Below are 24489 nucleotides of genomic sequence, written 5' to 3'. Positions count from 1 at the left end.
TGAGACAGAGGTCATCAGAGCCATGCGCGACACCGGCCGCGACATGCAGGACAAGTACAAGGAAACCAGCCGCGGTGGGCTGGCCGTCAACGTCATCGAATGCTGAATGCGGCAAACAGGATTCAAGTCGGCACGTACGGGGCCGCTATGGTTTTCGATGTAACCTGACGTCAGTACGGGATTCAGGGGGAATCTCGATCGACAATCCATCCACCATCCGCCATCCGCGCCGGTCGCTGGCAGCCGGCGCCGGACTGTTGGCTCGCCTGTGGCTGCTGGTCCTGCTGGCGGTTTCCCTGCCGGCTGCCGCACTGGAAGCCGGCAAACCTTTCCGTGACTACGTCACCGACACCTGGGGCGTGGACCAGGGGCTGCCGCAGATCAGCGTGCTGGCCATCGCCCAGGATCCTGCCGGCTACCTGTGGTTCGGCACCCAGACCGGGCTCGCGCGGTTCGACGGGGTGCGCTTCGTCCGCTACACCCAGCACGATGCCCCCGAACTGGGCAACAACATCCTGGCCCTGCTCGCCGACGACAACGCCCGGCTGTGGATCGGCACCTCCCAGGGGCTGCTGGTGCTGGAGGACGAACGCTTCCGCGCCATCGCCCCCACCGTCGCCGACCGCCCTGCGCCGGCCAGCGCCCTGCTGAAGGTCGACGACCGCATCCTGGTCGGTTGCGCGGAAGGCATCTGCGCGCCGCAGGAGGGACGGCTGCGGCGGGTGCATGTCCTGCCGGAGCCGGCCCTGAGCCTGCTGGCGCGCGACGACGGGCTGTGGGCCGGCGGCGAAGGACGGGTATTCCACATCGTCGGCGGCAAGGTGCGCGCCCTGCCCCTGCCGGCCGCAGCCAACGGCGCATCGGTCACCGCGCTGGCGCAGGCCGATGGCGATCTCTGGGCCGGTACCCGCCACGGCCTGTTCCGCCTGCGCAACGGCAGCTGGCAAGCGGCGGATGGCCACCTGGGCGACGCCCTGACCGTGGAGGCGATGCAGGCCGACCGCGACGGCAACCTGTGGGTCGCCACGCCGCAATACCTGGAACGGCTGCGCGCCGGCCGTCCGCCCGAACGCATCCGCAACGCGCCCGGCGCCATCGCCGTCCGCTCGATCTTCGAAGACCGCGACGGCAACCTGTGGCTGGGCAGCATGGTCGAGGGCGTGACCCGCGCCTGGAACGGCTGGGCCCGGCGCCTGAGCCAGGCCGATGGACTGGAAGACCCGCTGCTGTGGTCGATCGCCGCGGCGCCCGACGGCGGCATCTGGGTCGGCAGCAGCGATGGCGTCGCCGTCTGGCGCGATGGCCGTTTCCGCAGCCGCGTGACCGGCAACCGGCTGCCGCACCCGGAGGCCTACAGCCTGCTGCCCGAACGCGACCAGACCTGGATCGGCACCCGCGCCGGCGTCGCCGTGCTGCGCGGCGACCGGCTCGAGGAACCGCCCGAACTGGCCCCGCTGCGCGACGCGCAGATCAACGGCATCCTCCGCGACCATGCCGACAGGCTGTGGTTCGCCACCACCCGCGGGCTGTTCCTGCTGGAGGACGGCAAGCGCCTGTCGCGCTATGGCGAACGCGACGGACTGGCCGATCCGCGCATCCGCCTGGTCCACGAAACCCGCGACGGCCGCATCCTGCTGGGCACCTACCAGGGCCTGTACGAATGGCGCGATGGCCGCATCCTGCCGACCGGCCGGCTGGGTGGACTGCCCGACGACACGCCGGTCACCGCCTTCCTCGAACTGGAGGACGGGCGCTGGGTGCTGGGCACCAGCAACGGCGAGAGCCTGCGCCTCTACGATGGCCGTCGCTGGCACTGGCTGGACCGCGAACGCGAACTGCCGGCCAATGTCGCCTTCCATCTGGCCGAGAACGGCAACGACCTGTGGGTCGCCGGCATGCGCGGCGTCTATCGCCTGCCGCTGGCGTCGCTGGACCGGGCGCTGGCCGACCCGCAGCAGCCGCTGGCCGCGCAGATCGTCATCAACTCCGGCGCCGACCGCGCCGGCGGGCAACAGGACAAGTGCTGCAACGGCGCCGGCAACAGCCGCGGGGTGCTGCGCGATGGCCAGCTGTGGCTGCCCACCCGCGATGGCGCGCTGCTGGTGGACGTGGGCACGGCCGCGGACAGCACCCCGCGCAGGATCAGGATCGACGACGTACAGGTCCAGGGCCGCCGCCTGGCGGCCGGCCAGGGCACGCTCAAGCTGCCGCTCGACGCCCGCGACCTGCGCTTCGAATTCAGCCTGCCCGACTTCCAGCCGATGCATACCCCGCAGCTGCGCTACCGCCTGGCCGGCTACGAGAAGGACTGGCACGAGCTGGACAACCCGGCGATGCGCAATGCCAGCTACGCCAGCCTGCCGCCCGGCTACTACACCTTCGAAGTCGCCGATTTCAGCCACCCCGAGCCATTGCGCAACGCCGCCCATGTCGCCGTGGAGATCCCGCGGCGCCTGCATGAGACCCTCGCCTTCCGCCTGCTGGCCGTGCTCGGGCTGGCCGGACTGATCTGGCTGGGTTACCTCGGGCTGCAGCACCGCTACGCCCGCCAGCGCGCGCAGCTGGAACGGCTGGTCCAGGAGCGCACCCGCGACCTGCAGGCCGCCAACGCTCAGCTGAAGGCGATCAGCTTCACCGACCCGCTCACCGGCCTGCACAACCGGCGCTACCTGTCCCAGCAGATTCCCACCGACCTGTCGTTCTACGAGCGCGATGACGGTTACCGGGATGGCAGCGAGGCGGTGGTGTTCGCCCTGCTCGACGTGGACCATTTCAAATCGGTCAACGACACCCACGGCCACGCCGCCGGCGACCGGGTGCTGGAGCAGATCGGCCAGCTGCTCGGCGAACTCAAGCGCAGCGGCGACTACGTGGCGCGCTGGGGCGGCGAGGAATTCCTGCTGGTGTTCCGCCCGCTGCCGCGCGGCAGCCTGGCGCGGCTGGGCCAGCGCCTGTGCACCCGCATCGCCGAACACAGTTTCGACCTGGGCAACGGCCAGCGGCATCGCCTCACCGCTTCGGTCGGCCTGATCGAATGCCCGCTGTTCCCCAGCCATCCGCGCCTGCTCGGCTGGGAGCAACTGGTCACCCTCGCCGACCGTGCGCTGTACCGGGCCAAGACCTCCGGGCGCAACGGCTGGATCGCCTACCAGCCGGTACCGGGCGCGCAGTTGCCCGACGATCTGTCCGCGCTTGCCGGCGACCCTTGGTGGCTGGTGGAAAACGGCCTGCTGGAGATGTTCGGCATCGAAGGCGAAATCCGCTGCGAAGCCACTTCGTAGCCCGTCGCCCGCACGGACGGGCTCCCGCCGCTTTCCGTTGCGCACGCCGCAGCGTATTGCACTGGCTCCCGGCGACGCACCAGAATTCCGCATCGCCATCGAGCTTAGGGGTCAGGGATGCAGAATGGGCAGCAACCCGACGTACCGGCGCCGCCGCGCCGTCCGCGCACGGCCACGCCGGCCCCGCGCGGCGGTGGCGGCCTGACGCTGCCCCGGCTCGTCTCCGCGGTGATCGTGCTGCTGGTGCTCGCCTGGTTCATCGGCAGGAAGCCGGCGGCGGTGGAGACAGCCGTCGCCACGCCGGAAGCCGCAGCGCCCGTCGCGCGACCGCAGGCACACCTCGTCCATGGCGAGAAATCGACCACGCTGGCCGACATCGGCGAAGCCCGCATGATCCTGCAGGAACAAGGCAATGCGCTGCGCGTGGAAGGCGGCGTGGGCCGGAACTTCGCCAACGACCTGAAGGCGATGCTGGATGCGACGCCCTCGGTACGCCGCATCGACATCACCAGCGGTGGCGGCTATGCCGTCTCCGGACTGGAAGCGGCGCGCATCGTCCGCCGCAACAACCTCACCGTGCGCGTGCGCGGCTATTGCGCCAGCATCTGCGTCGCGCTCTGGGCCGCCGCCGCGCAACGCCAGATGGAGGCCGACGCCGTGATCGGCCTGCACCAGCGCAACGCGCAGTGCGATGCCCTGCCGTCGCCGGCGCGGGAGGAATGCCGCTACCAGGACCAGTTCGCCACCGAACACGACTCCAGCTACAGCGCATGGCTGCAGGCAGCCGGCTTCAACAAGCGCCTGCTCGACCTGCAGGCCCGTACCGCCGCGCAGGACATCGCCGTACTCACCGCACCGCAGCTGTGGGACAACGGCGTCGACTTCAACGCGGTCGACCGCGAGGGAGCGCGCATGGGCCGCGCCGAGGTCGAACGCTTTCTGAGCGAGAAGTCCGCACGGCATTGAGCCTGCTGCCAGCCCCCGTCATCGCGGCCCCATGAGCGGCACCCGACCGCGGGTCGGGCGGGGACCTGCATGCGGGCCGGCACCCTCGTGGTTCAGCAGGGCCCAGCCCGCTGCACCGGCACATCGCCGGGCAGTCCACCTGCGGGGCAGGCCCCGCATCCACGAAGGACGTCGCGGCAGCACCTGCCCGCCTGTCGGCAGTCAAAGCGAGCGCGGCCGACCTTCGTCCTCAACGATTGGCGATGTCCAGCACGTCGTCCAGCAGCGCGGCCGCGGTGACTTCGGCACCCGCTCCCGGACCCTGGATCAGCAAGGGTCGTTCGCGGTAACGGTCGCTGTGGATCGCCACGCGGTTGTCGGTGCCGCGGCCACCGGCCAGCGGGTGGTCCGCCGGCAGCGCGCGCAGGCCGACGCTGGCGCCGTGCCCATCCAGGCGGGCGACGAAACACAGCGACAGGCCTTGTTCGCGTGCGCTGAGCAGATGACCGGCGAGCGGCGCGTCCAGTTGCGCCAGGGCGGCATCGACCTGCGCGGCCGGCAACGCGGCCAGCGCCGGCGGCACCAGCGATTCGACCGCCACCTGCTCCGCTTCCAGCGCCACGCCGGCGGCGCGCGCAAGGATCAGCAACTTGCGGCGCACGTCCTCGCCGGACAGGTCGATGCGCGGATCCGGCTCGGTGTAACCGGCCGCGGCCGCCTCGCGCACGCAGGCCGAGAACGGCTGGCTGCCGTCGAAGCGATGGAACAGCCACGCCAGCGAACCGGACAGCACGCCTTCGATGGCATGGATGCGGTCGCCGCCGGCCACCAGTGCGCGGATGCTGGACAGCAGCGGCAGGCCCGCGCCGACCGTGGCCGCATCGCCGTAGCGCGCATTGCCAGCGGCCACGATCCCGCCGATCTGGCGCGCGCGCGCCAGCGTGGTGCCGTTGCCCAGCTTGTTGGCGGTGACCACGTGGATGCCCCGCGCCAGCCAGTGCGCGTGTTCGGCGGCGACGTCCTCGCTGGCGGTGGCATCGACCACGATGTCGCCCGCCTGCAGGCGCCCGACTTCCTCATGGTGCGCCGGCGCCTCGCCCTGCCGGTCCGCGTCGCGGGCGCGCGACAACACGGCCTCGGGCGTATCGCCGCAGGCCAGCGCGATGCGCGAGTTCGCCACCACGTGCAGCGACGGCAGCGTGAGCTGCCGCTGCAGCAGGGCCTGGTAACGGGCCACGAAGGCCGAACCGACGGTGCCGGTGCCCAGCAGCACCAGCCGCGCCTGCGCTGCCGCCTGCGGACGCAGCTGCGCGCTCATGCATCCACCGTTTTTCGCTGGGCATCGAGGCGGCCGTCGGCCAGCACGCGCGCGGCGCGCAGCAGCCCGGCCTGAAGGTCGGCCACCAGGTCCTCGCTGGCCTCGATCCCGACCGACAGCCGCAGCAGGCCGTCGCTGATGCCGGCCTTGGCGCGCGCTTCGGCGGTCATCGCGGCATGGGTCATGGTGGCCGGGTGCGCGACCAGGCTCTCCACGCCGCCCAGCGATTCGGCCAGGGTGAAATAGCGCAGGCCTTCGACGAAGGCGCGCACCGCCGCGTGCGGATCGGCGCCTTCGCACTGCGCCAGCTCGAAGGACAACATCGCGCCGAAGCCCTTCTGCTGGCGCGCGGCCACCGCATGGCCCGGATGCGATTCCAGCCCCGGGTAATAGACCCTGGCCACCACGTCGCTGGTGGCGAGCAGGTCGACCAGGGCGCGGGTGTTCTCCTGGTGCACGCGCAGGCGCGCGTCCAGCGTGCGCAGGCCGCGCAGGGTCAGGAAGGCGTCGAACGGCGAACCGGTCAGGCCCAGCGCGTTGGCCCACCACGTCAGCTGCTGGTGCACCTCGGCCTCGCGCGCGATCACCGCGCCACCGACCACGTCGCTGTGGCCGTTGACGTACTTGGTGGTCGAGTGCAGCACCACGTCGGCGCCGAAGGCGATCGGATTCTGCAGCGCCGGCGACAGGAAGGTGTTGTCCACCACCACCCTGGCGCCGGCCTTGTGCGCGGCGTCGATCACGAAGCGCAGGTCGGTGATGCGCAGCAGCGGGTTGGACGGGGTTTCCACCAGCACCAGCGCCGGCGACTGCGCCAGCGCATCGGCCAGCGCGCGCGGGTCGGTCAGGTCGGCGGTGATCAGCTCGAAATGGCCCTTGGTCGCCAGCGCGTTGAACAGGCGCCAGCTGCCGCCGTAGGCGTCGTGCGGCACCACCAGCTTGTCGCCCGGCTGCAGCAGCGCGTTGAGCACCAGGTTGATCGCGCCCATGCCGGTGGAGGTGATGACGCCGCCGGCGCCGCCTTCCAGTTCGGCCAGCGCCTCGCCCAGCAGGTCGCGGGTCGGATTGCCGCTGCGGGTGTAGTCGTACTGGCGCTTGTTGCCGAAGCCGTCGAAGCTGAAATTGGACGACAGCACGATCGGCGGCGTCACCGCGCCAAAGGCGGTATCACGGTCGATGCCGGCACGCACGGCCGCGGTGGCGCGGCAACAGGACACATCGGAAGCGGTGGACAGGCTCATGCGTTTTCTCCGGGAAGGCGAAGGGCGTTGGCGAGGATCGCGTCGATGCGATCGGTTTCTTTCAGGAAAGCGTCGTGGCCATAGGGCGAGCGCAGCACGCGCAGGCTGCCGCGCGTGCCCAGGCCCTCGACCAGCGAGACCAGGTCGGACAGCGGCACCAGGCGGTCGCCCTCGACCGCCACCACCAGCGTCGGCACGCCGACGGCGGCCGGATCGATGCGGTGCAGGTCGATGGATTCGGACAGGCGCAGGTAGGCGTCGACGCGGGTGCGCGCCACGTACTGCGCGCCGGCGGCGTCGAGGTAGTCCTCGGCGGCCACGCGCACGCGGCCGTTCACCACTTCCGGCGCGGCGTCGAAGCGCTCGCCGAATTCTTCCGGGGTGCGATAGCTGAGCATGGCGAACTGCCGCGCCAGCGCCAGCCCGTGGGTTTCGGCGCACTGCAGCTGGCCCAGTGCGACCGCGCGCCGCTGCAGCGCGCGCCAGGCCGAGGCATAGGGATGCGGACGATGCGCGCCGCTGACCGCGACCAGCCGGCCCAGCCGCTGCGGGTGGCGGATGGCCAGCTGCTGGCCGACCAGCGCGCCGTAGGAATAGCCGACGTAGCCGTGCAGGCAGTCGATGCCCAGCGCGTCCAGCAGCAGGGCGACGGCATCGGCCTGGTCGGCGGTGTCGATCGGCACGTCCAGGTCGCCATCGGCGCCGATGAAATCGAAACCGAGCAGGCGCCGGCGCGCCGGGTCCAGCGCGCGGCCGCTGCCGACCAGGCCGTCGGCCCAGCCCTTCTCGCCGAACACCGCGTTGGCGGCGATGTGGCGGTGCGCGGAAATGCCGCCGGCCACCAGCACCACCGGCGCATGGGCGCGGCCGACCAGTTCATAGCGCAGGCGCAGGACGCGCTCGCCGGCGTGGCGCATCGCCAGGCGCACCGTCACCTCGCCGCGCACGGCGGACGGCGCGGCGTCGATGGCGGCGGGGGAAACGTCGTTGGCGGCGATGGCGGTAGCGAAACTCATGGCGGTATTCCGGTGAAGGAGCGGCCATCGAGCTTCGCGGAGCTCATGCGTTCGCCGTGCGATGCACGGATCGAACCATCTTTCGGCGGACACAGGGGTCACCGCAGGATTTGGCACCAAACACAGACGCTTGCGCAGCTGCTGGTTGCCCCGGCTTCAAAGGGCCTGTCCCTCTGCCGGTCTCGATGGTGGGCACACGATGCCAGCCGCCCCGACCCTTGTCAATCTCTTTATTCGGATAGAGCGATGGAGTTTCCATTGCAACCATGCCGGCATAATCCGGCCACCTCCTCCGTCGCCACCGCATGCGCCGCCTGCCGCTCCTGCTCCTGTCCGCGACACTCGCCCTGCCCGCCCACGGCGATGGCCCCGCGCCGCGCTGGCGCCAGGGCTGGGGGCTGGCCGCCTCCACCCCGGCGGCGCAGGAAAACGGCATCGGCCACGACACCGGCTTCGCGCGTCTGATCCTGCAACGCCGGGCCGGCGGCCACGAGGCGCAGGTGCGCAACCTGCTGGCCGGCCCGGTACAGGTCCGCCTGCGCAACGGCGCCGATGGCGCCGACGTGGTCGCGCCGGTGCTGTTGCCAGCCGGCGGTCAGCGCCAGCTGCTGTGGCTGGCCGACGATGGCGGCCCCATCCGCCTGCTGCTCGACGCCTTTCCCGGCGACCCGTCCGCCCGGCCCGACGCCCATCTTTACCGACTGCCGTTCGACGGCGTCCCGGTCCGCGTCAGCCAGGGCATCGGCGGACCGCGCAGCCATGGCGACGCGCAGAACCGCTACGCCATCGACTTTCCCTTGCCCGACGGCACGCCGATCCTCGCCGCCCGCGCCGGCACGGTGATGCAGGTGGTGGCCGATTCGCCCGAGGACGGCTGCCTGGTCCGGGTACTGCATGGCGACGGCAGCATGGCGCTCTACGCACATCTGCAATCGGGCAGCCTGTCGGCCCGGCCCGGACAGGCGATCCTGGCCGGACAGGTGCTGGCCCGATCCGGCAACACCGGCCACAGCACCGGCCCACACCTCCACTTCGCCGTACAGGCCAACACCCGGCTGGCGCTGGCCTCGATCCCGTTCCGCATGGCCGGACCGCAGGGAGAGCTGCGCTTCCCGCATGCCTCCGTCCCCTGATCCACCGGCATCTGGCCACGCAGGCACTTGACAAAAACCAAGTGTATTGTTGTATTGATACACATGGACGCAAGACTGCTGCACATCAATCCCCAGGATGCCGAGCCGATCTATCGCCAGATCGCCGAGCAACTGCGCCGGCTGGTCAGCGCCGGGCAACTGCGTGCCGGCGACCTGCTGCCCTCGGTGCGCGAAGTGGCCAGCGCCCACGCCATCAATCCGATGACCGTGTCCCGCGCTTACAGCCAGCTGGAGGCCGAAGGCGTGCTGGAGCGGCTGCGCGGCAAGGGCATGGCGGTGGCCGCCGGCAGCCTCCGCCGCGACAGCGTGAACTCGCGCATGCAGTTGGCCGAACCGCTGCTCCGGCAGCTCGCCCGCCATTGCCAAGAACTGGAACTTCCCAGCGATCGCGTGCTCGCGCGGTTGCAACATCTGCTCGACAAGGACCCGACATGAACGCACTGGCCGCACCCGCCTCCGCCATCGCCGCCGATCTCGACCTCGACCTGCCGCTGGGCGCGGACAACCTGCACCTGTCCTATGGCAGGCATGCGGTGCTGCGCGGCGTCGACCTGCACCTACCGCGCGGGCAGGTACTGGGCCTGATAGGCCGCAACGGCGCCGGCAAGAGCAGCCTGATCGGCTGCCTGCTCGGCCTGCTGCGTCCGCAGGGCGGGCAGGCGCGGCTGTTCGGCGCGCCGGCATTGGCGCTGGACGACGCCCGCAAGCAGTGCCTGGGCTACGTGCCGCAGCAACCGCAGTCCTTCGGCTGGATGAAGGTCGGCCAGTTGATGGGCTATCTCGCCCAGCTCTATCCGCAATGGCAGCGCGCTCATGCCGATGCCCTGCTCAAGCGTTGGGACCTGGATCCGGCCCAGGCCATCGGCAAGCTGTCGCCCGGCCAGGCGCAACGGCTGGCGGTGGTGCGCGCGCTGGCGCCGCGCCCCGCGTTGCTGGTGCTGGACGAACCGGCCTCGGCACTGGACCCGGTGGCGCGCCGCGAACTGCTGCGCGACATCGTCGAGCAGGCCATCGACAACGGCACCACCGTGCTGTTCTCCAGCCACATCATCAGCGACCTCGAGCGCGTGGCCTCGCACGTCGCCTTCCTGCACGAAGGCCGCATCCTGCTGAACCAGCCACTGGACGAACTGAAGAGCCAGACCATGCGATTGTTCGTCCCGGGCGCCGGCGCCGCGCAGTTGCCGGCCAGGCTGCCCGGCGAACTGGCGCGCAAGCCGCTGGCTGACGGCGCGTTGGGCCTGGTCGTCAGCCGGCGCGAAGGCTGGCAGGATCTGCTGCAGATGGAAGGCATCCACGCCGATCCGTTGAACCTGGAAGACCTGTTCATCGAGGTGGCCGAATGACCGCCCTCGCCACACGCCGCCCGTCATCGGCGGCGACCGCCCTGCGCACCGTGTTGGCGGCCGGCACCTGGACCAACGGGCTGCTGGCGTTGGCCTGCGTGTTGGGCGTCGCGCTGCCATGGCTGGGCATCGGCGAGGAAAAAGCCGCCGGCCTCGGCTCGGCCCTGGCCGCCGTCCTGGTGATGTTCTGGGCCATGCTCGGCGGCAGCCGGCTGATCGCGCTCTCGGTGCAGGCCACGCAGCTGCGCCTGCCGCGGGTCGCCGGCCAGAACCTGCGCCACGCGGCAGCCGCCCTGCTGCTGGCGGTTGTCGCACCGGCCATCCTGCTGACCCTGTCCGGCACCCATCCGCTGCCGCTCAACCTGGCGATCCTCGGCGTCGGCCTGCTGGCCGGCCTGTTCTGGGTCAGCATCCCGCCGTGGCTGGTTTTCGCAATGATCGCGCTCGGCTATGTGCCCTATTGGCTGGTGCTCTGGCTCGAGCCCGCGTGGACGTTTGAACCGACGCTTGCGCAAGGCCTGGCGTTGGCCCTGCTCGCCCTGCTCGCCGCCAACGCCTGCTGCTGGTGGCGCATGGCACGGCGGCGTGTGCCCGCCCAGGGCTGGCACACGCCGCTGGCGCTGGCCTTCGCCAACGGCGTGCAGGCAACCACGGCCCGGACCCAGCAGGCCCAGTACAGCTCGGCGTTGTTCACGCAGGACACGCCCATCGGCCACGACCTGCACCGGCAGCCGGAACAGGCGCTGGGCATCGCCCTCGGGCCGGGCTTCGGTCGCAGCACGTTCAAGAGCGTGCTCGGCTCGCAGGGGCCGATCCTGGCCGTGGCGGTGTTCTGGCTGCTGCTGGCGCAGGGCAACCAGGAGGGGCCTGACATCCCCCTGTTCTTCGCCCCGTTGCTGGCCATCAGCCCGGCGCTGGCGCCGCTGATGCGGCTGCAGACGCTGTTCCGGCTGCCGGGCATGGGCCTGCACGAACTGGCGCTGCTGCCGGGCCTGCCCCGCCCGGGCGCACCGGCGCTGACCAGGCTGCTGACGCGGCAGATGCTGCTGCGGATGCTGCCAGCACTGGTCATCATGGCCGCCACGGGATTGCTGATGGGAGCCGGGAGGCCTTTCTACTCCCTGCTGTTCTGGAGCAGCTTCGGCAGCCTGATCCTGCTGCAGGGCGCCGGCCTGCTGGCCCTGAACAGCCAGCTGTTCCGCTGGATACTGGGCGCGCTTGCAGTCGCGCTGACCGCGGCGATCTTCGCCAGCATGCTGGCCGGCCTGGGGCCACGCCCACCCGTCTGGCTGCTGCCGGCGTGGCAAGGCGCCTGCGCGGTTGGCGCCATCGTGTCGGGCATGGCGCAGAGCCGCCTGCGCGCACTGCCGCATCCGTGGCTGGCGAACTGAAGCCTTCCGATCCAGACGCGCCATGGGCATCCCGACCGCAAGGGAGCCGGCAGGTATAATCGCCGGCTTCCTTTCCCCAATGCGCGCCCGTCGCGGGTGCTGTCGCCATGTCCGAAGTCGCCTCCGAAGCCGCGCGCCGCCGCACCTTCGCCATCATCTCCCACCCTGACGCCGGCAAGACCACGCTGACCGAAAAGCTGCTGCTGTTCGGAGGCGCGATCCAGATGGCCGGCTCGGTGAAGTCGCGCAAGACCAGCAAGCACGCCACCTCGGACTGGATGGCGCTGGAGAAGGAGCGCGGCATTTCGGTCACGTCCTCGGTGATGCAGTTCCCCTACGAGGACAAGATCGTCAACCTGCTCGACACCCCCGGCCACGCCGACTTCGGCGAGGACACCTACCGCGTGCTCACCGCGGTGGACTCGGCGCTGATGGTGATCGACGTGGCCAAGGGCGTGGAGGAGCGCACCATCAAGCTGATGGAGGTGTGCCGCCTGCGCGATACGCCGATCATGACGTTCATCAACAAGCTCGACCGCGAGGGCAAGGACCCGATCGAGCTGCTGGATGAAGTGGAAACGGTGCTCGGTATCCAGTGCGCGCCGGTGACCTGGCCGATCGGCATGGGCCAGCGCCTGAAGGGCGTGGTGCACCTACTGACCGGCGAAGTGCACCTGTACGAACCGGGCCGCAATTTCACCCGCCAGGATTCGACCATCTTCCCGTCGCTGGACGCGCCCGGCCTGGCCGAGCGCATCGGCGAGAAAATGCTGGCCGACCTGCGCGACGAACTGGAACTGGTGCAGGGCGCCAGCCATCCGTTCGACCTGGACGAATACCTGGCCGGCAAGCAGACCCCGGTCTTCTTCGGCTCGGGCGTGAACAACTTCGGCGTGCAGCCGCTGCTGGACTTCTTCGTCGAGCACGCGCCGGCGCCGCAGTCGCGCGCCACCACCGGCCGCGACATCGCCCCGCAGGAAGACAAGCTCAGCGGCTTCGTGTTCAAGATCCAGGCCAACATGGACCCGCAGCACCGCGACCGCGTGGCGTTCATGCGGGTGTGTTCGGGCAGGTTCAGCGCCGGCATGAAGACCTTCCACGTGCGCACCGGCAAGGAAATGAAGCTGGCCAACGCGCTGACCTTCATGGCCAGCGACCGCGAGATCGCCGCCGAAGCCTGGCCGGGGGATGTGATCGGCATCCACAACCACGGCACCATTTCCATCGGCGATACCTTCACCGAGGGCGAGGCAGTCACCTTCACCGGCATCCCCAACTTCGCCCCGGAACTGTTCCGCCGCGCGCGGCTGAAGGACCCGCTCAAGCTCAAGCAGCTGCAGAAGGGCCTGGCGCAGCTGTCCGAGGAGGGCGCCACCCAGTTCTTCCGCCCGATCATGAGCAACGACCTGATCCTGGGCGCGGTGGGCGTGCTGCAGTTCGACGTGGCCGCCTATCGCCTGAAGGACGAGTACGGCGTGGAAGCCATCTTCGAGCCGGTCGGCGTGGTCACCGCCCGCTGGGTGCATTGCGACAACGCGAAGAAGCTGGAGGAGTTCCGCGAGAAGAACGCCAGCAACCTCGCCGTGGACGCGGCCGGGCAACTGGTCTATCTCGCGCCGACCCGGGTCAACCTGCAGCTGGCGCAGGAGCGCGCGCCGGACGTGCGCTTCGCGGCCACGCGCGAGGCCGCGCACACCATCTCGGTCGAGTAATCGCCCCGGCCCCTCTCCCCCCGGGTGAGAGGGGGGCTTCCCTGCCGTCGCTCCGCCACCTCCGGGCGCCCCCTGCGCGAGGCCCGCGGGCGCGGGACGGGCACCGCGGAAGGCGACAGGCAAAGCTTCCTGCTACCAGGTACCGCCAGGCTCTACCCACGCCCTGGCCCGTCCTGGCGTGGCGTCGCATTCGGCGTCTCCCGGGGCCCCACAGGCAGCTTCGCCGCGCGGCCTGGCAATGCCTGCACTGCCTTCCGGAGAAAGGAGCCCGCCGGACCATCCTGGATCGCCAGCAGGCGTACGGATGCGTCCCGTGCTGCATTGCGGTAACTTGCCGCCATGCCTACCGTCGCCCCCCTGCCGCATCACGTCGCCGACATCCGCGAGGAAATCGCCAGCGCCCTGACCCATGGCCTGGGCGCGGTCACCGCGCTGGGCGCCAGCGCGGTGCTGATCACCCTGGCAGCGATCTATGGCGATGGTTGGCAACTGGCCAGCGCCATCGTCTTCGGCATCGCCCTGCTGCTGCTCTACACCGCCTCCACCCTGTACCACGCCATCCAGCATCCGGTGGCCAAGGGCAGGCTGAAGATATTCGACCACTGCGCGATCTACGTGCTGATCGCCGGCACCTATACGCCGTTCACCCTGATCGGCCTGCGCGGCCCATGGGGCTGGGGCCTGTTCGCGGCGATCTGGACGCTGGCGCTGGGCGGGGTGGTGTTCAAGCTGTTCTATACCGGGCGCTTCAAGCGGCTTTCCACCGCCATCTACATCGCGATGGGCTGGCTGGTGATCGTCGCCATCGAGCCGATGTGGAATTCGCTCGACGGCTTCACCCTGGGCTGGCTGCTGGCCGGCGGCGTCTCCTACACCCTGGGCACCTACTTCTATCACCGCGAATCGGTGCGCTATTCGCACGCCATCTGGCACCTGTTCGTGATCGGCGGCAGTGTCTGCCACTTCGTCTCGGTGACCGCGCAGATCCTCTAGCCTGCACGGCGGCACCGCGCACGCCGCGGCAACGGAACCTGCACGCGGCGCGAATGAGCGCTTCGCGCCGCGTGCACGATGCCGCGGCAACCATGGCCGCGTGAATACTCCGCCTGCACCCGCCTCGCCGCGCGCGTCGCGCTGGCGTTTCAGCCGCCCCGGCAAGCACGGCCAGCGCTGGCTGGCCGCGATCGCCCTGCTGTTCGCGGCCATCGTGGTGCTGTTGCTGCTGTGGGACTGGAACTGGTTCAAGGGCCCACTGGAGCGCATGGTGCAGGCGCGCACCGGCCGCGCCCTGCACATCGGCCATCTCGACGTCGACCTGGGCAGTACCAGCACCCTCCGCGCCGACCGCGTCAGCTTCGCCAATGCCGGGTGGGCGCAGCGACCGGACATGGCCCACGCCGACCGCATCGAGATCGACCTGCGCCTGTGGCCGCTGTTGCGCGGCAGCGTGCAGCTGCCGGAAGTGCGCCTTACCCGTCCCGACGTGTTGCTGCAGACTTCGCCCCGGCGCGGCGAACCCGGCAACTGGTCCTTCCTCGGCAGTGGCGGCGGCCAGTCGCTGCAGCTCAAGCGGCTGCGCGTGGACGATGGCAGGCTGCAGTTCCTCGACGAGGCCGGCCGCACCGACATCCAGCTCGCGGTCCGCAGCGGCACATCGAAGCAGGCCAGCGCCGCGCCGCCGCTGCTGCTGGAAGGAAAGGGCCACTGGCGCGGCGCGTCGTTCAGCGTGCGCGGCGGCACCGAATCGCCGCTGGAACTGGCCGACAGCGACCATCCCTTCCGCCTCCACCTGGACGGCCAGGCCGGCGCCACCCACGCCATCGCCAGCGGCACGCTGACCAACCCGTTCCGGTTGCAGGTCTTCGATCTGCGGCTTCGCCTCAGCGGCAAGGATCTGGAAGACCTGTATCCGCTGGTCGGCATCGCCATGCCGTCGTCGCCGCCCTATCGCCTCGACGGCCGGCTCAAGCGCGAGCATGACGTCTGGCGCTACGAAAAATTCAGCGGACAGGTGGGCGACAGCGATCTCGCCGGCAACGCGCAGATCGACGTGGCCGGCGAACGCCCGCGCCTGGCCGCCGACCTGGTTTCGCGCCGGCTGGACTTCGACGACCTCGCCGGCTTCGTCGGCGCCCCACCGAAAACCGGTGCCGGCGAGACCGCCAATCCCGGGCAGAAGGTCAGGGCCGCGGCGCTGGCGGCCAGATCCACGGTATTGCCCGACACGCCCTACAACCTGGAAAAACTGCGCGCGATGGACGCGGACGTGCGCTGGAAGGCCCACCGCATCAATTCTCCATCGCTGCCGCTGGACGACATGGACGCCCACCTGCTGCTCGACGCCGGCCTGCTGCGGCTGGAACCGCTGAACTTCGGCGTCGCCGGCGGCAACATCCGCAGCACCATCCGCATGGACGCGCGGCAACCGCGCATCACCACCGCGCTCGAGGCCAGCGTGCGCGGCGTGCAGCTCGGCCAGCTGTTTCCCGACGCGCGCCTGGTCAAACAGGCGTCCGGCGGCATCGGCGGCCAGCTGCGCCTGACCGGGAACGGCAACTCGGTCGCCGCCATGCTCGGCAGCAGCGACGGCAACGTGGCCATCGGCATGGGCCGCGGGCACATCGGCAACCTGCTGATGGAGCTGGCCGGCCTGGACGTGGCCGAATCGCTGAAGTTCCTGTTCACCGGCGACCGCCAGATTCCACTGCGCTGCGCCTTCGCCGACTTCGAAGTGAAGGACGGGCGGATGCAGGCGGACGCGCTGGCCTTCGACACCACCGACACCCTGATCGTCGGCGAGGGCAGCATCGACCTCAAGCACGAGCGGCTGGACCTGCTGCTGCGGCCGCGCCCGAAGGATGTCAGCATTCTCGCGCTGCGCTCGCCGCTGCATATCGACGGCAGCTTCAAGAACCCCTCGTTCCGCCCCGACTTCAAGGCGCTGGGCCTGCGCGGCGCCGTCGCGCTGACGCTCGGCAGCATCGCGCCGCCGGCCGCGCTGCTGGCCCTGATCGAAACCGGGCCCGGCAAGGATGCGGACTGCGGCGGCCGTTACGCGAAGTAACGCCGCCGGCACGCCATGGCGTCAGCCACCGACGATGTACTGCTGCAACTGCCCCAGTTCCTGCCGCTGCTGCTCGATCACCGCCTTGACCAGGTCGCCGATGGAAATCACCCCCAGCACGACGCCACCTTCCACCACCGGCAGGTGGCGGATGCGGCGGTCGGTCACCAGTTGCAGGCAGTCCTCCACCGTCGCCGCGGGCGTCACCGTGACCAGTTCGGCGGTCATGATCGAGGCCACCGGCGTATCGCGCGAGGAGCGGTCGCGCAGCACGATCTTGCGCGCGTAGTCGCGCTCGGAAAGGATGCCTGCCAGGCGCGCGCCGTCCATCACCAGCACCGCGCCGATGCCCTTCTCGGCCATCAGGCGGATCGCATCGATCACAGCGCTCTGCGGCGCTACCGCGTGGATATCAGGGGACTTGGTCCCGAGCAACTGACGAACGGTCTGCATGGCGTTCTCCCTTGCTGGCGGATGCGTCCGATAGTGCCACGTCCGCCGGCCGCCAGGTGTCAACCAGGTACAGCGGCCGCTGCTTGGCCTCCATGTACAGGCGGCCCAGGTACTCGCCGATCAGGCCCAGCGCGATCAGCTGCACGCCGCCCAGGAACAGGATCACCGCCATCATCGTCGGCCAACCCGCGACGCGGTCGCCATACAGCGCCGCCTTGCCCACCACCCAGGCGCCAAAACCGAACGACGAAGCCGCGGTCAGCAATCCCAAGTATGTCGCAACGCGCAGCGGCGCGGTGGAAAAACTGGTGATGCCTTCCAGCGCGAAGTTCCACAGCTTCCAGAAACCGAACTTGCTGCGCCCGGCTATGCGCGGCGCACGGTGATACGGCAGTGCCACCCGGCGGAAACCGACCCAGCCGAACAGCCCCTTCATGAAACGCTGCCGCTCGCGCAGCTGCCGCAGCGCCGCCAGCGCGCGCGGCGACAGCAGGCGGAAATCGCCGGTGTCGGCCGGGATCGGCGTCTTCGACAAGCGCCCGATCAACCGGTAGAACGCCGCGGCGGTGGCCCGCTTCAACCACCCTTCGCCATCGCGCGCCAGGCGCGTGCCATACACGTCGTCATGGCCTTGCCGCCACAGCGCGACGAACTGCGGGATCAGCTCCGGCGGATCCTGCCCGTCCGCGTCCAGGATCAGCGCAGCGCCTTCGTCCACCAGGTCCAGCCCCGCGGTAAGCGCGGCCTCCTTGCCGAAGTTGCGCGACAGGCGCAGGGCCGCCACCCGCGGATCGACATCCGCCAGTTGCTGCAGCAGCGGCCAGGTCGCATCGGTGCTGCCGTCGTCCACGTAGAGCACGCGGCCGTCGATGTCGGGCAGCCGCTCCAGTTCGGCGCGGACGCGCGGATGCAGCAACGGCAGGGCGTCCTGCTCGTTGCAGGCGGCGATCACGATGGTCAGCCGGTCGCGGTGTGTCATGCGCGCATTCTACGGAAGATGGGGCCCGGGCCCGACGCGCTTCGCGCGCACGGCGGTTTCAATCATCGCCCACGGCATAGCCGGAACCGCCGAGCTGCCGCGCCTGGCGCTGGATCCAGTCGGCGCGGCGCTGCACGAACGGGCCGGGATTGGTCGCGCTGTAGCGGCGCGGCGACGGCAGCACCGCGGCAAGACGCGCGCTCTCGCCCGCCGACAACCGCGCCGCATCCTTGCGCCAGAACCGCTGCGACGCGGCCTGCACGCCGTAGACGCCATCGCCGAACTCGGCGACGTTGGCGTACATCTCCAGGATCCGCTGCTTCGGCCAGAGTGCTTCGATCAGCACCGTATACCAGGCTTCCAGCCCCTTGCGCAGCCAGCTGCGGCCCTGCCACAGGAACAGGTTCTTGGCGACCTGCTGGCTGATCGTGCTGCCGCCGCGCAGGCGCTTGCCGCGGGCGTTGTGGTCCATCGCCTTCTCGATCGCGTCCAGGTCGAAGCCGTTGTGCAGCGGGAAGCGCTGGTCCTCCGCAGCCACAAGCGAGATCGGCACGCTGGCCGCCATCGCGTCCAGGTCGCGCCACTGGTAATGGATGCGGAACCCCCAGTCGCCCTGTCCCCAGGCTTCGACCTGGCGCAGCGCCATCACCGTGGAAAACGGCGGATCGACGAACCGCAGCACCGCCACCTGCACGATGCTGAACACCGCCAGCGCACAGGGAGTGATCCACAGCCAACGCCGCCACCTGCGTCGCGGCCGCATCTTGCGCTTGTCCTGCTCCGTCCCCATGTGACTGCCTGACTCCATGAATCCCGACATCGGTGCATTATCCGGCACCGGCGTCCCCATACGTGCAGATTCCCATGACCGAAACGTCCGACCTCCTTGTCCGCTTCCTCCTGCCCGAGGCCGGCGTGCGCGGCGTCCATGTCCGGCTCACCGACAGCTGGCGCGAAATCCTGTCCCACGGCGGCTACCGGCCTTCGGCCATGCGCCTGCTGGGCGAGGCCTGCGTCGCCTCGGCCCTGTTCACCGGCCACATCAAGATCGACGGGCGGCTGTCGGTCCAGCTGCGCAGCAGCTCGCCCCTGCGCACCCTGTTCGCCGAATGCACTTCCGCCGGCACCCTGCGCGGCATCGCCCAGGTCGAGGAAGGCCAGGACGCCCCGGCCGACCTGTCCCAGCTCGGCGAAGGCGCCCTGCTGGCCATCACCATCGAAAACCCGGGCCTGGACCCGCGCGAACCGCAGCGCTACCAGAGCCTGGTAGCCCTGCAGGGCAGCAGCCTGGACGAGGCGTTCGAGGACTATTTCCGCCATTCCGAGCAGTTGCCCACGCGCCTGCTGCTGGCCGCCGACGGCGAACACGCTGCCGGCCTCCTGCTGCAGAAGCTCCCCGGCGACCAGGGCGACGACGACGGCTGGGTCCGCGCCGGCGCCCTGTTCGACACGCTGGGACGGGACGAACTGCTGGCGGCAAACGGCCAGGAGCTGCTGCACCGCCTGTTCCATGAGGAACACCCCGAGACCATGGGCGACAAGCAACTGCGTTTCGGCTGCTCCTGCTCGCGGGAGCGGGTGGTCGGCATGCTGCAGTCGCTCGGCGAGGAAGAGGCCCGCGCCGCCGCGGTCGACACCGGCCAGGTGGAGGTGCGCTGCGAGTTCTGCGGACGCGAATATCACTTCCCTTTGACCGAATTCGGCGTATTGTTCGATTTCACACCAGCCAGCCAGGCCGCTCCAGAGCGGCTGCAGTAACGGCACCGACGAGCTGCGTTCCGGGGAGGACGGAGTCTTGTTAAGAAAACATAAACGACATACGATCAGAACCTCACGCGCCGGGAACTCCCCGGCCTTGGCCCTGTCTGATTGAGTCCATGAACACCCTCCTGCGCCTGCCGCTAGCCTTGCTGATCGCCCTCGGGGTGGCTACGGGCGCGCATGCGCAGGGCAAGCCGCGTGCCACCCCGGACAGCACCGTGCTGCCGGTCTGGAACAAGGGCAGCGGCAAGGTAGAGGCCCTGTTGTACCTGGAGCCAACCGGCGAACAGATGGCCGGCGCGCGCTGGCACTTCGGCCGCAATTCCCTCGACGCCGCCTTCGGGCTGTCGTCAGGCGACTCGCTCGGCCTGCTGTGCAACAGCAGCCGCGGCAGCAGCATCAGCGGGCTGGCCAGCCACTGCATGCTCGCCAGCCTCGGCGACGACGATGACATCGCCGCCGGCCGCCACCTGTCCGCGACCACCGCCTTCAACCGCCCCGGCGGGCGCATCGGCCTGAGTGCCGGCACCGGCCGCGACACGCTGCCGGCCTGGCTGTCCGGCAACACCCGCGCGCCTGCCGCGCGCATGGAACAGAACGACCTGACCGTTTTCGGCCAGAAGAACATCGGCCGCGAAGGTTTCGTCTCCATCGGCGGCACCTACGCCAAGGCGCGCCTCGTCCCGCTGAGCGACGCCTCGCCCGCCCTTGTCGACCAATGGGACAGCAAGAGCCTCAGTCTCGGCGGCGGCTACGGCCCGTTCAGCGCCAACATCATCGGCCGCGTCGTCGACGCCCCCGGCCAGGCCGGCAAGTGGGAAGGCATCGGTCTCGGCCTGACCTGGCGCACCCCTTGGAGCGGCCAGCTTACTGTCGGCGCCGAGAACGTCATCACCCGCGGCAAGAACCCGTTTTCTCCCCGCAACGAGAGCAATGACGAGGGCGCGATCCCTTACGTCCGGTACGAGCAGGATCTTTGAGCGTCCTGAGAACGAACTACTCCCAAGTTCATCCGAACGCCTCCGCAAGGGGGCGTTTTTGTTGCACTCGCAACAATTTCTTTGCCGAATTTCACCAAATTCACGCAATTCATTAACGAAGCTTTAATTTCACAAGAGACGGAAGTACTATCGGATCAGCCTCACGGTTTTGGGACCGCATGTTTCGTTCCCACCGCGCAGGCGATTCCACTTGTAACTACCAAGATCACTTGGAGAGAGAGCCCATGTATTGCAAGTCCAACAAGCTGCGTGACGCAGTAGTACTGGCCCTGATTGCGGGCGCCGGCACTACCGGCAGCGCCTTTGCCCAGAACAGCGGTGCTGCCACCAACCTCGACCGCATCGAAGTCACCGGCTCGCGCATCCGCCAGGTCGACGTGGAGACCGCACAGCCGGTCCTGACCATTTCCCGCGACCAGATCGAGCAGCAGGGCTTCAGCTCCGTCGCCGACATCCTGCAGAACATCTCCGCAGCCGGCAGCCCGTCGTTCAGCCGCGCCTCGCCGCTTACCTCCAACCAGGAAGCTGGTGGCCAGTACATCGACCTGCGCAACCTGGGCGCCCAGCGCACCTTGGTGCTGGTCAATGGCAAGCGCCTTGGCATCAGCCCGGCCGGCTACCAGGATATCTCCTCCATCCCGTCCGTCATCGTCGAGCGCATTGAAGTCCTGAAGGACGGCGCCTCCGCGATCTACGGCTCCGACGCGATGGCAGGCGTGATCAACATCATCACCCGCAAGAATTTCGATGGCGCCGAAGCCAACGTCTACACCGGCCAGTACGGCCAGGGCGATGGCAAGAAGCAGACCTACGACTTCATGGTCGGCTTCTCGGGCGAGCGTGGCTCGGTCACCATGGGTGCCGAATACCACAAGGAAGATCCGGTGTGGGCGCGTGACCGTTGGTACACCGCCGAAACCGATCCGCGCGATGTGGGCGGCAACAACACCCCGGTTGGCCAATGGGGCAACTACGATTCTGGCCTGAAGGATTCCAAGGGTAATGTCATCTGGTACGCCCCCAATCGTGGTAGCAATGCCATCGGTAGCGGTAATTTCCATCCGCAGAACGGCGACGACACCAGCAATTCCATCGACCAGATGCAGTTGCTGACCCCGCTGGAGCGCCGCTCGCTGTTTGTCAGCACCAACTACGACATCAACGACAACGTCCGCTTCACCAGCGACTTGGCCTATACAAAGCGTTCGTCGGACCGTCAGATTGCTGGTTATCCGCTGCAATCCAGCGCAACTGGCGCACAGATGTCGAAGAACAGCTACTTCAATCCGCGTCCGGGTACCGACATCAACTGGCGTCGTCGCGGCTGGGAAATTCCGCGCACCACCGCCACCGACCAGACCACGTGGCGTTTCACCGCTGCTCTGGAAGGGTCGTTCGAAATCGGTGACCGCTATTTCGACTGGGATGCCGGCTACCTGTTCAATGAAGCCGACACCAGCATCATCAACAACGGCAACTTCTACATTCCGAACGTCCGCGCTGCGGTGGGCCCGTCGTTCAAGGACCCCACCACCGGCAAGATCGTCTGCGGAACGCCGGGCAATGTGATCGCCGGCTGCGTACCGTGGAACCCGTTTGCCGGCTTCGGCACTGGCGCAGTCCAGAACTCGCTGGACGACCCGGCCGTGCGCAACTTCCTGTTCAAGGAAGAGCATGCCATCGGCAAGACCAAGACCCACGACTACTTCGTCAACATCGCCGGCTCGATCATCACCCTGCCGGCAGGCGACCTGGGCTTCGCGCTGGGCTATGAGCACCGCAAGGAAGAAGGCGGCTTTACCCCTGACGCCATCGCCCAGTCCGGCAATTCGACCAACCTGGCCTCCGGGCCGACCCGTGGTTCGTACAAGGTCGACGAGGGCTACCTGGAACTGAACGCGCCGATCCTGGCCGACCTGCCGGGCGCCAAGGAGCTGACCTTCAACGCGGCGACGCGTTATTCGAAGTTCGACACCTTCGGCAACACCACCAACAACAAGTTCGGCCTGAAATGGCGTCCGATGGACGACCTGCTGGTCCGTGCCACCTACGCCGAAGGCTTCCGCGCTCCGACCATCGGCAACCTGTACGGCGGCGGTTCGCAGACCTTCGCTAACGGCTTCCAGGATCCCTGCGACGTCCTTTACGGCAAGGCCGCCAACTCGGCACGCTGCCTGAAGGACGTCGGCGCGAACTTCCGCCAGCTGAAGCAGGGCTTCGTGCCGATCACCGGCCCGAATGGCAACCAGACCCCGGTACCGTTCGTCTCGGGCTCCAACCCGTTCCTGAAGCCGGAGACCTCCACCTCCAAGACCGTCGGCCTGGTGTACTGCCCGAAGTTCGTGCAGGGCCTGACCATGGCGCTGGACTGGTGGAAGATCCGTATCGACGACACTGTCGTTTCGGATTCGCCGAACGCCATCCTGAATGACTGCTATGTCAACCTGATCGAATCGCGTTGCGCCATGTTCAAGCGTGACCCGGCGCAGGGCGGCATCGTCAGCGATCTGACCTACGGTACCCGCAACGCTGGTTACTACCTGACCGAAGGCTTCGACTTCGACGCAACCTACGGCCTGGATACCGAATGGGGTCATTTCAGCGCCAAGTGGGCCACCACCTATGTCAGCAAGTTCGAGATCAAGAGCACCAACGACAAGGGCACCATGCCCGCCCAGGCCAATGGCTTCGAGGACTACTTCCGCATCCGTTCCAACCTGAGCCTGGGCTGGAACAAGGGTGACTGGGCCGCCAACTACGGCGTGCGCTACTACTCCAGCACCAAGGAAGACTGTACTCCCGGCTACAGCTGTACCGATCCGAACTACTACAGCCCGAACGCCGGCAAGGTCATCCCGCAGAACCGACTGGGCGCCGTCACGTTCCACGACGTGCAGGTCTCCTGGCAGGCCCCGTGGAATGCGCGCATCGCCATCGGTGCCAACAACGTGTTCAACCGCGTCGGCCCGATCATGTACAGCCAGGGCGCGTCGAACTTCTCGTACTACGGCGGCTTCGACACCGGTCGCTTCCTGTACATGAAGTACAACCAGAAGTTCTGATCGGCTGATTGATCAGTGTCTGGAACAACGGCCCCGAAAGGGGCCGTTGTCTTTTGCGCGGGATATGGACCGCTGGACGAAGCGCATAAAAAAGCCGCGGCATGCGCGGCTTTGCACGGATCGATCTTCCTGCGCTCACCCGTTCGGAATCAAGGTCTCGATCACATGCTCGACGTAGGATTCGAACTCCTCGCGCGCCTGCTTCGGCTGCTGTAGTTGCAGGGATAGCTGCAGGAAGCCGACATACGCGGCATAGGCCAGGCGCGCGCGGTGGCGGGCGTCGGTGGAACTCAGCCCGGCCTGGCGGAACGAGGCCATCAGGTAGTCCAGGCGACGCTGCGAGACGCGGTCGATCACCGGGCGCACCAGCGGGTTGTCCAGCGCCTTGAGCAGTTCGCTGTAGATGACATGCGGCGTCACTTCGTGCGCGACGAGCTGGAACAGCGCGCGCAGGCGGGTGCGCGGATCCGGAACCTCTTCCAGGCTTCCGAACACCTGCTGCTGCTCGACCAGCTCCCAGCGCTCCAGCGCGGCCTGCAACAGGGCGTCGCGGGACGGAAAGTGCCAGTAGAAGCTGCCCTTGGTGACGCCGAGGCGGCGGGCCAGCGGCTCCACCGCGACGGCCCCGACCCCCTGCTCCGCGATCAGGTCCAGGGCCGCCTGGGCCCAGTCGTCCGCACTGAGGCGGCTGTTGCGTGTACTGCGGGTTTCCGCCGGGGAAGCTGAAGATTCGTTCATCCGCTGATTTAACCATACGCCGGGGAC

The 24489-nt window shown here is 68.7% G+C and carries 20 protein-coding genes and 1 riboswitch; of the genes, 13 read left to right on the top strand and 7 right to left on the bottom strand.

The window, feature by feature from the left end:
* From ABB22_RS18260 to ABB22_RS13275, 3 genes are all read left to right on the top strand, one after another.
* Positions 1–106 (top strand): L-serine ammonia-lyase, iron-sulfur-dependent, subunit alpha (locus ABB22_RS18260; RefSeq protein ID WP_152984175.1); only part of this gene is annotated, 106 nt, incomplete at its 5' end.
* Between the two features lie 151 nt (positions 107–257).
* Positions 258–3281 (top strand): ligand-binding sensor domain-containing diguanylate cyclase, encoded by a 3024-nt coding sequence (locus ABB22_RS13280; protein WP_055771042.1) that lies wholly within the window; start codon positions 258–260, stop codon positions 3279–3281.
* 117 nt (positions 3282–3398) lie between these two features.
* Positions 3399–4247, top strand: a complete 849-nt coding sequence (locus tag ABB22_RS13275) for a hypothetical protein (protein WP_057505271.1) — start codon at positions 3399–3401, stop codon at positions 4245–4247.
* Between the two features lie 229 nt (positions 4248–4476).
* Here the strand turns inward: ABB22_RS13275 and ABB22_RS13270 are convergent, their stop codons facing one another.
* The 3 genes from ABB22_RS13270 to metX are packed head-to-tail and all read right to left on the bottom strand — an operon-like array spanning position 4477 to position 7801.
* Complete coding sequence (locus ABB22_RS13270; RefSeq protein ID WP_057505270.1) at positions 4477–5544, bottom strand: homoserine dehydrogenase family protein; 1068 nt, start codon at positions 5542–5544, stop codon at positions 4477–4479.
* Positions 5541–6785 carry an O-succinylhomoserine (thiol)-lyase gene (locus ABB22_RS13265; RefSeq protein WP_057505269.1) on the bottom strand — a complete coding sequence of 415 codons (1245 nt, stop codon included), beginning with the start codon at positions 6783–6785 and terminating at the stop codon, positions 5541–5543. Before ABB22_RS13265 ends, ABB22_RS13270 begins: the two co-directional genes overlap by 4 nt.
* On the bottom strand, positions 6782–7801 hold the full coding sequence (gene metX / locus ABB22_RS13260; protein WP_055771054.1) for a homoserine O-succinyltransferase MetX: 1020 nt from the start codon (positions 7799–7801) through the stop codon (positions 6782–6784). Before metX ends, ABB22_RS13265 begins: the two co-directional genes overlap by 4 nt.
* A 72-nt stretch (positions 7802–7873) precedes the next feature.
* Positions 7874–7993: riboswitch (SAM riboswitch) on the bottom strand.
* A gap of 113 nt (positions 7994–8106) precedes the next feature.
* On the opposite strand from metX, the gene ABB22_RS13255 reads away from it, so the two are divergent.
* The 7 genes from ABB22_RS13255 to ABB22_RS13225 all read left to right on the top strand — a co-directional run bounded on the left by ABB22_RS13255 (position 8107) and on the right by ABB22_RS13225 (position 16468).
* Entirely contained in the window at positions 8107–8934 is an 828-nt protein-coding gene (locus ABB22_RS13255) for a M23 family metallopeptidase (RefSeq protein WP_082443699.1), read from the top strand.
* A gap of 63 nt (positions 8935–8997) precedes the next feature.
* Positions 8998–9390 (top strand): GntR family transcriptional regulator, encoded by a 393-nt coding sequence (locus tag ABB22_RS13250; protein ID WP_055771056.1) that lies wholly within the window; start codon positions 8998–9000, stop codon positions 9388–9390.
* Positions 9387–10301, top strand: coding sequence for an ABC transporter ATP-binding protein (locus ABB22_RS13245; protein WP_055771059.1), 915 nt, complete (start codon positions 9387–9389; stop codon positions 10299–10301). Before ABB22_RS13250 ends, ABB22_RS13245 begins: the two co-directional genes overlap by 4 nt.
* On the top strand, positions 10298–11692 hold the full coding sequence (locus ABB22_RS13240; RefSeq protein ID WP_055771063.1) for a hypothetical protein: 1395 nt from the start codon (positions 10298–10300) through the stop codon (positions 11690–11692). Before ABB22_RS13245 ends, ABB22_RS13240 begins: the two co-directional genes overlap by 4 nt.
* Before the next feature lie 107 nt (positions 11693–11799).
* Entirely contained in the window at positions 11800–13404 is a 1605-nt protein-coding gene (locus ABB22_RS13235; protein WP_055771065.1) for a peptide chain release factor 3, read from the top strand.
* A gap of 339 nt (positions 13405–13743) precedes the next feature.
* On the top strand, positions 13744–14397 hold the full coding sequence (trhA, locus tag ABB22_RS13230; protein WP_055771069.1) for a PAQR family membrane homeostasis protein TrhA: 654 nt from the start codon (positions 13744–13746) through the stop codon (positions 14395–14397).
* Positions 14398–14497: 100 nt separating this feature from the next.
* Positions 14498–16468, top strand: a complete 1971-nt coding sequence (locus ABB22_RS13225) for an AsmA family protein (RefSeq protein ID WP_055771072.1) — start codon at positions 14498–14500, stop codon at positions 16466–16468.
* A gap of 21 nt (positions 16469–16489) precedes the next feature.
* On the opposite strand, the gene ABB22_RS13220 is transcribed toward ABB22_RS13225, so the two are convergent.
* From ABB22_RS13220 to mtgA, 3 genes are read right to left on the bottom strand one after another with little or no spacing between them, the layout of a single operon-like run.
* Entirely contained in the window at positions 16490–16921 is a 432-nt protein-coding gene (locus tag ABB22_RS13220; protein WP_055771075.1) for a CBS domain-containing protein, read from the bottom strand.
* Complete coding sequence (locus tag ABB22_RS13215; RefSeq protein ID WP_055771078.1) at positions 16881–17900, bottom strand: glycosyltransferase family 2 protein; 1020 nt, start codon at positions 17898–17900, stop codon at positions 16881–16883. Before ABB22_RS13215 ends, ABB22_RS13220 begins: the two co-directional genes overlap by 41 nt.
* A 58-nt stretch (positions 17901–17958) precedes the next feature.
* Positions 17959–18690, bottom strand: a complete 732-nt coding sequence (gene mtgA, locus ABB22_RS13210; protein ID WP_055771080.1) for a monofunctional biosynthetic peptidoglycan transglycosylase — start codon at positions 18688–18690, stop codon at positions 17959–17961.
* 74 nt (positions 18691–18764) lie between these two features.
* Between mtgA and hslO the strand changes: the two genes are divergently transcribed.
* The 3 genes from hslO to ABB22_RS13195 all read left to right on the top strand — a co-directional run bounded on the left by hslO (position 18765) and on the right by ABB22_RS13195 (position 23724).
* Positions 18765–19658, top strand: coding sequence for an Hsp33 family molecular chaperone HslO (hslO, locus tag ABB22_RS13205; protein ID WP_055771084.1), 894 nt, complete (start codon positions 18765–18767; stop codon positions 19656–19658).
* A gap of 119 nt (positions 19659–19777) precedes the next feature.
* Positions 19778–20641 (top strand): XOO1806 family protein, encoded by an 864-nt coding sequence (locus ABB22_RS13200; RefSeq protein WP_057505268.1) that lies wholly within the window; start codon positions 19778–19780, stop codon positions 20639–20641.
* 245 nt (positions 20642–20886) lie between these two features.
* Complete coding sequence (locus ABB22_RS13195) at positions 20887–23724, top strand: TonB-dependent receptor (RefSeq protein ID WP_057505267.1); 2838 nt, start codon at positions 20887–20889, stop codon at positions 23722–23724.
* 135 nt (positions 23725–23859) lie between these two features.
* Here ABB22_RS13195 and ABB22_RS13190 read toward each other — a convergent pair whose 3' ends face one another.
* The gene (locus ABB22_RS13190; protein WP_055771092.1) at positions 23860–24462 is read right to left on the bottom strand and encodes a TetR/AcrR family transcriptional regulator; all 603 of its coding nucleotides are present in this window, start codon (positions 24460–24462) and stop codon (positions 23860–23862) included.
* Positions 24463–24489 lie beyond the last annotated feature (27 nt).

The organism is Stenotrophomonas nitritireducens (assembly GCF_001431425.1).
GTDB classification, from domain to species: Bacteria; Pseudomonadota; Gammaproteobacteria; order Xanthomonadales; family Xanthomonadaceae; genus Stenotrophomonas; species Stenotrophomonas nitritireducens.
The sequence above is the reverse complement of the archived record's forward strand: the minus strand, read 5'-3'. Positions and strand labels throughout refer to the sequence as shown.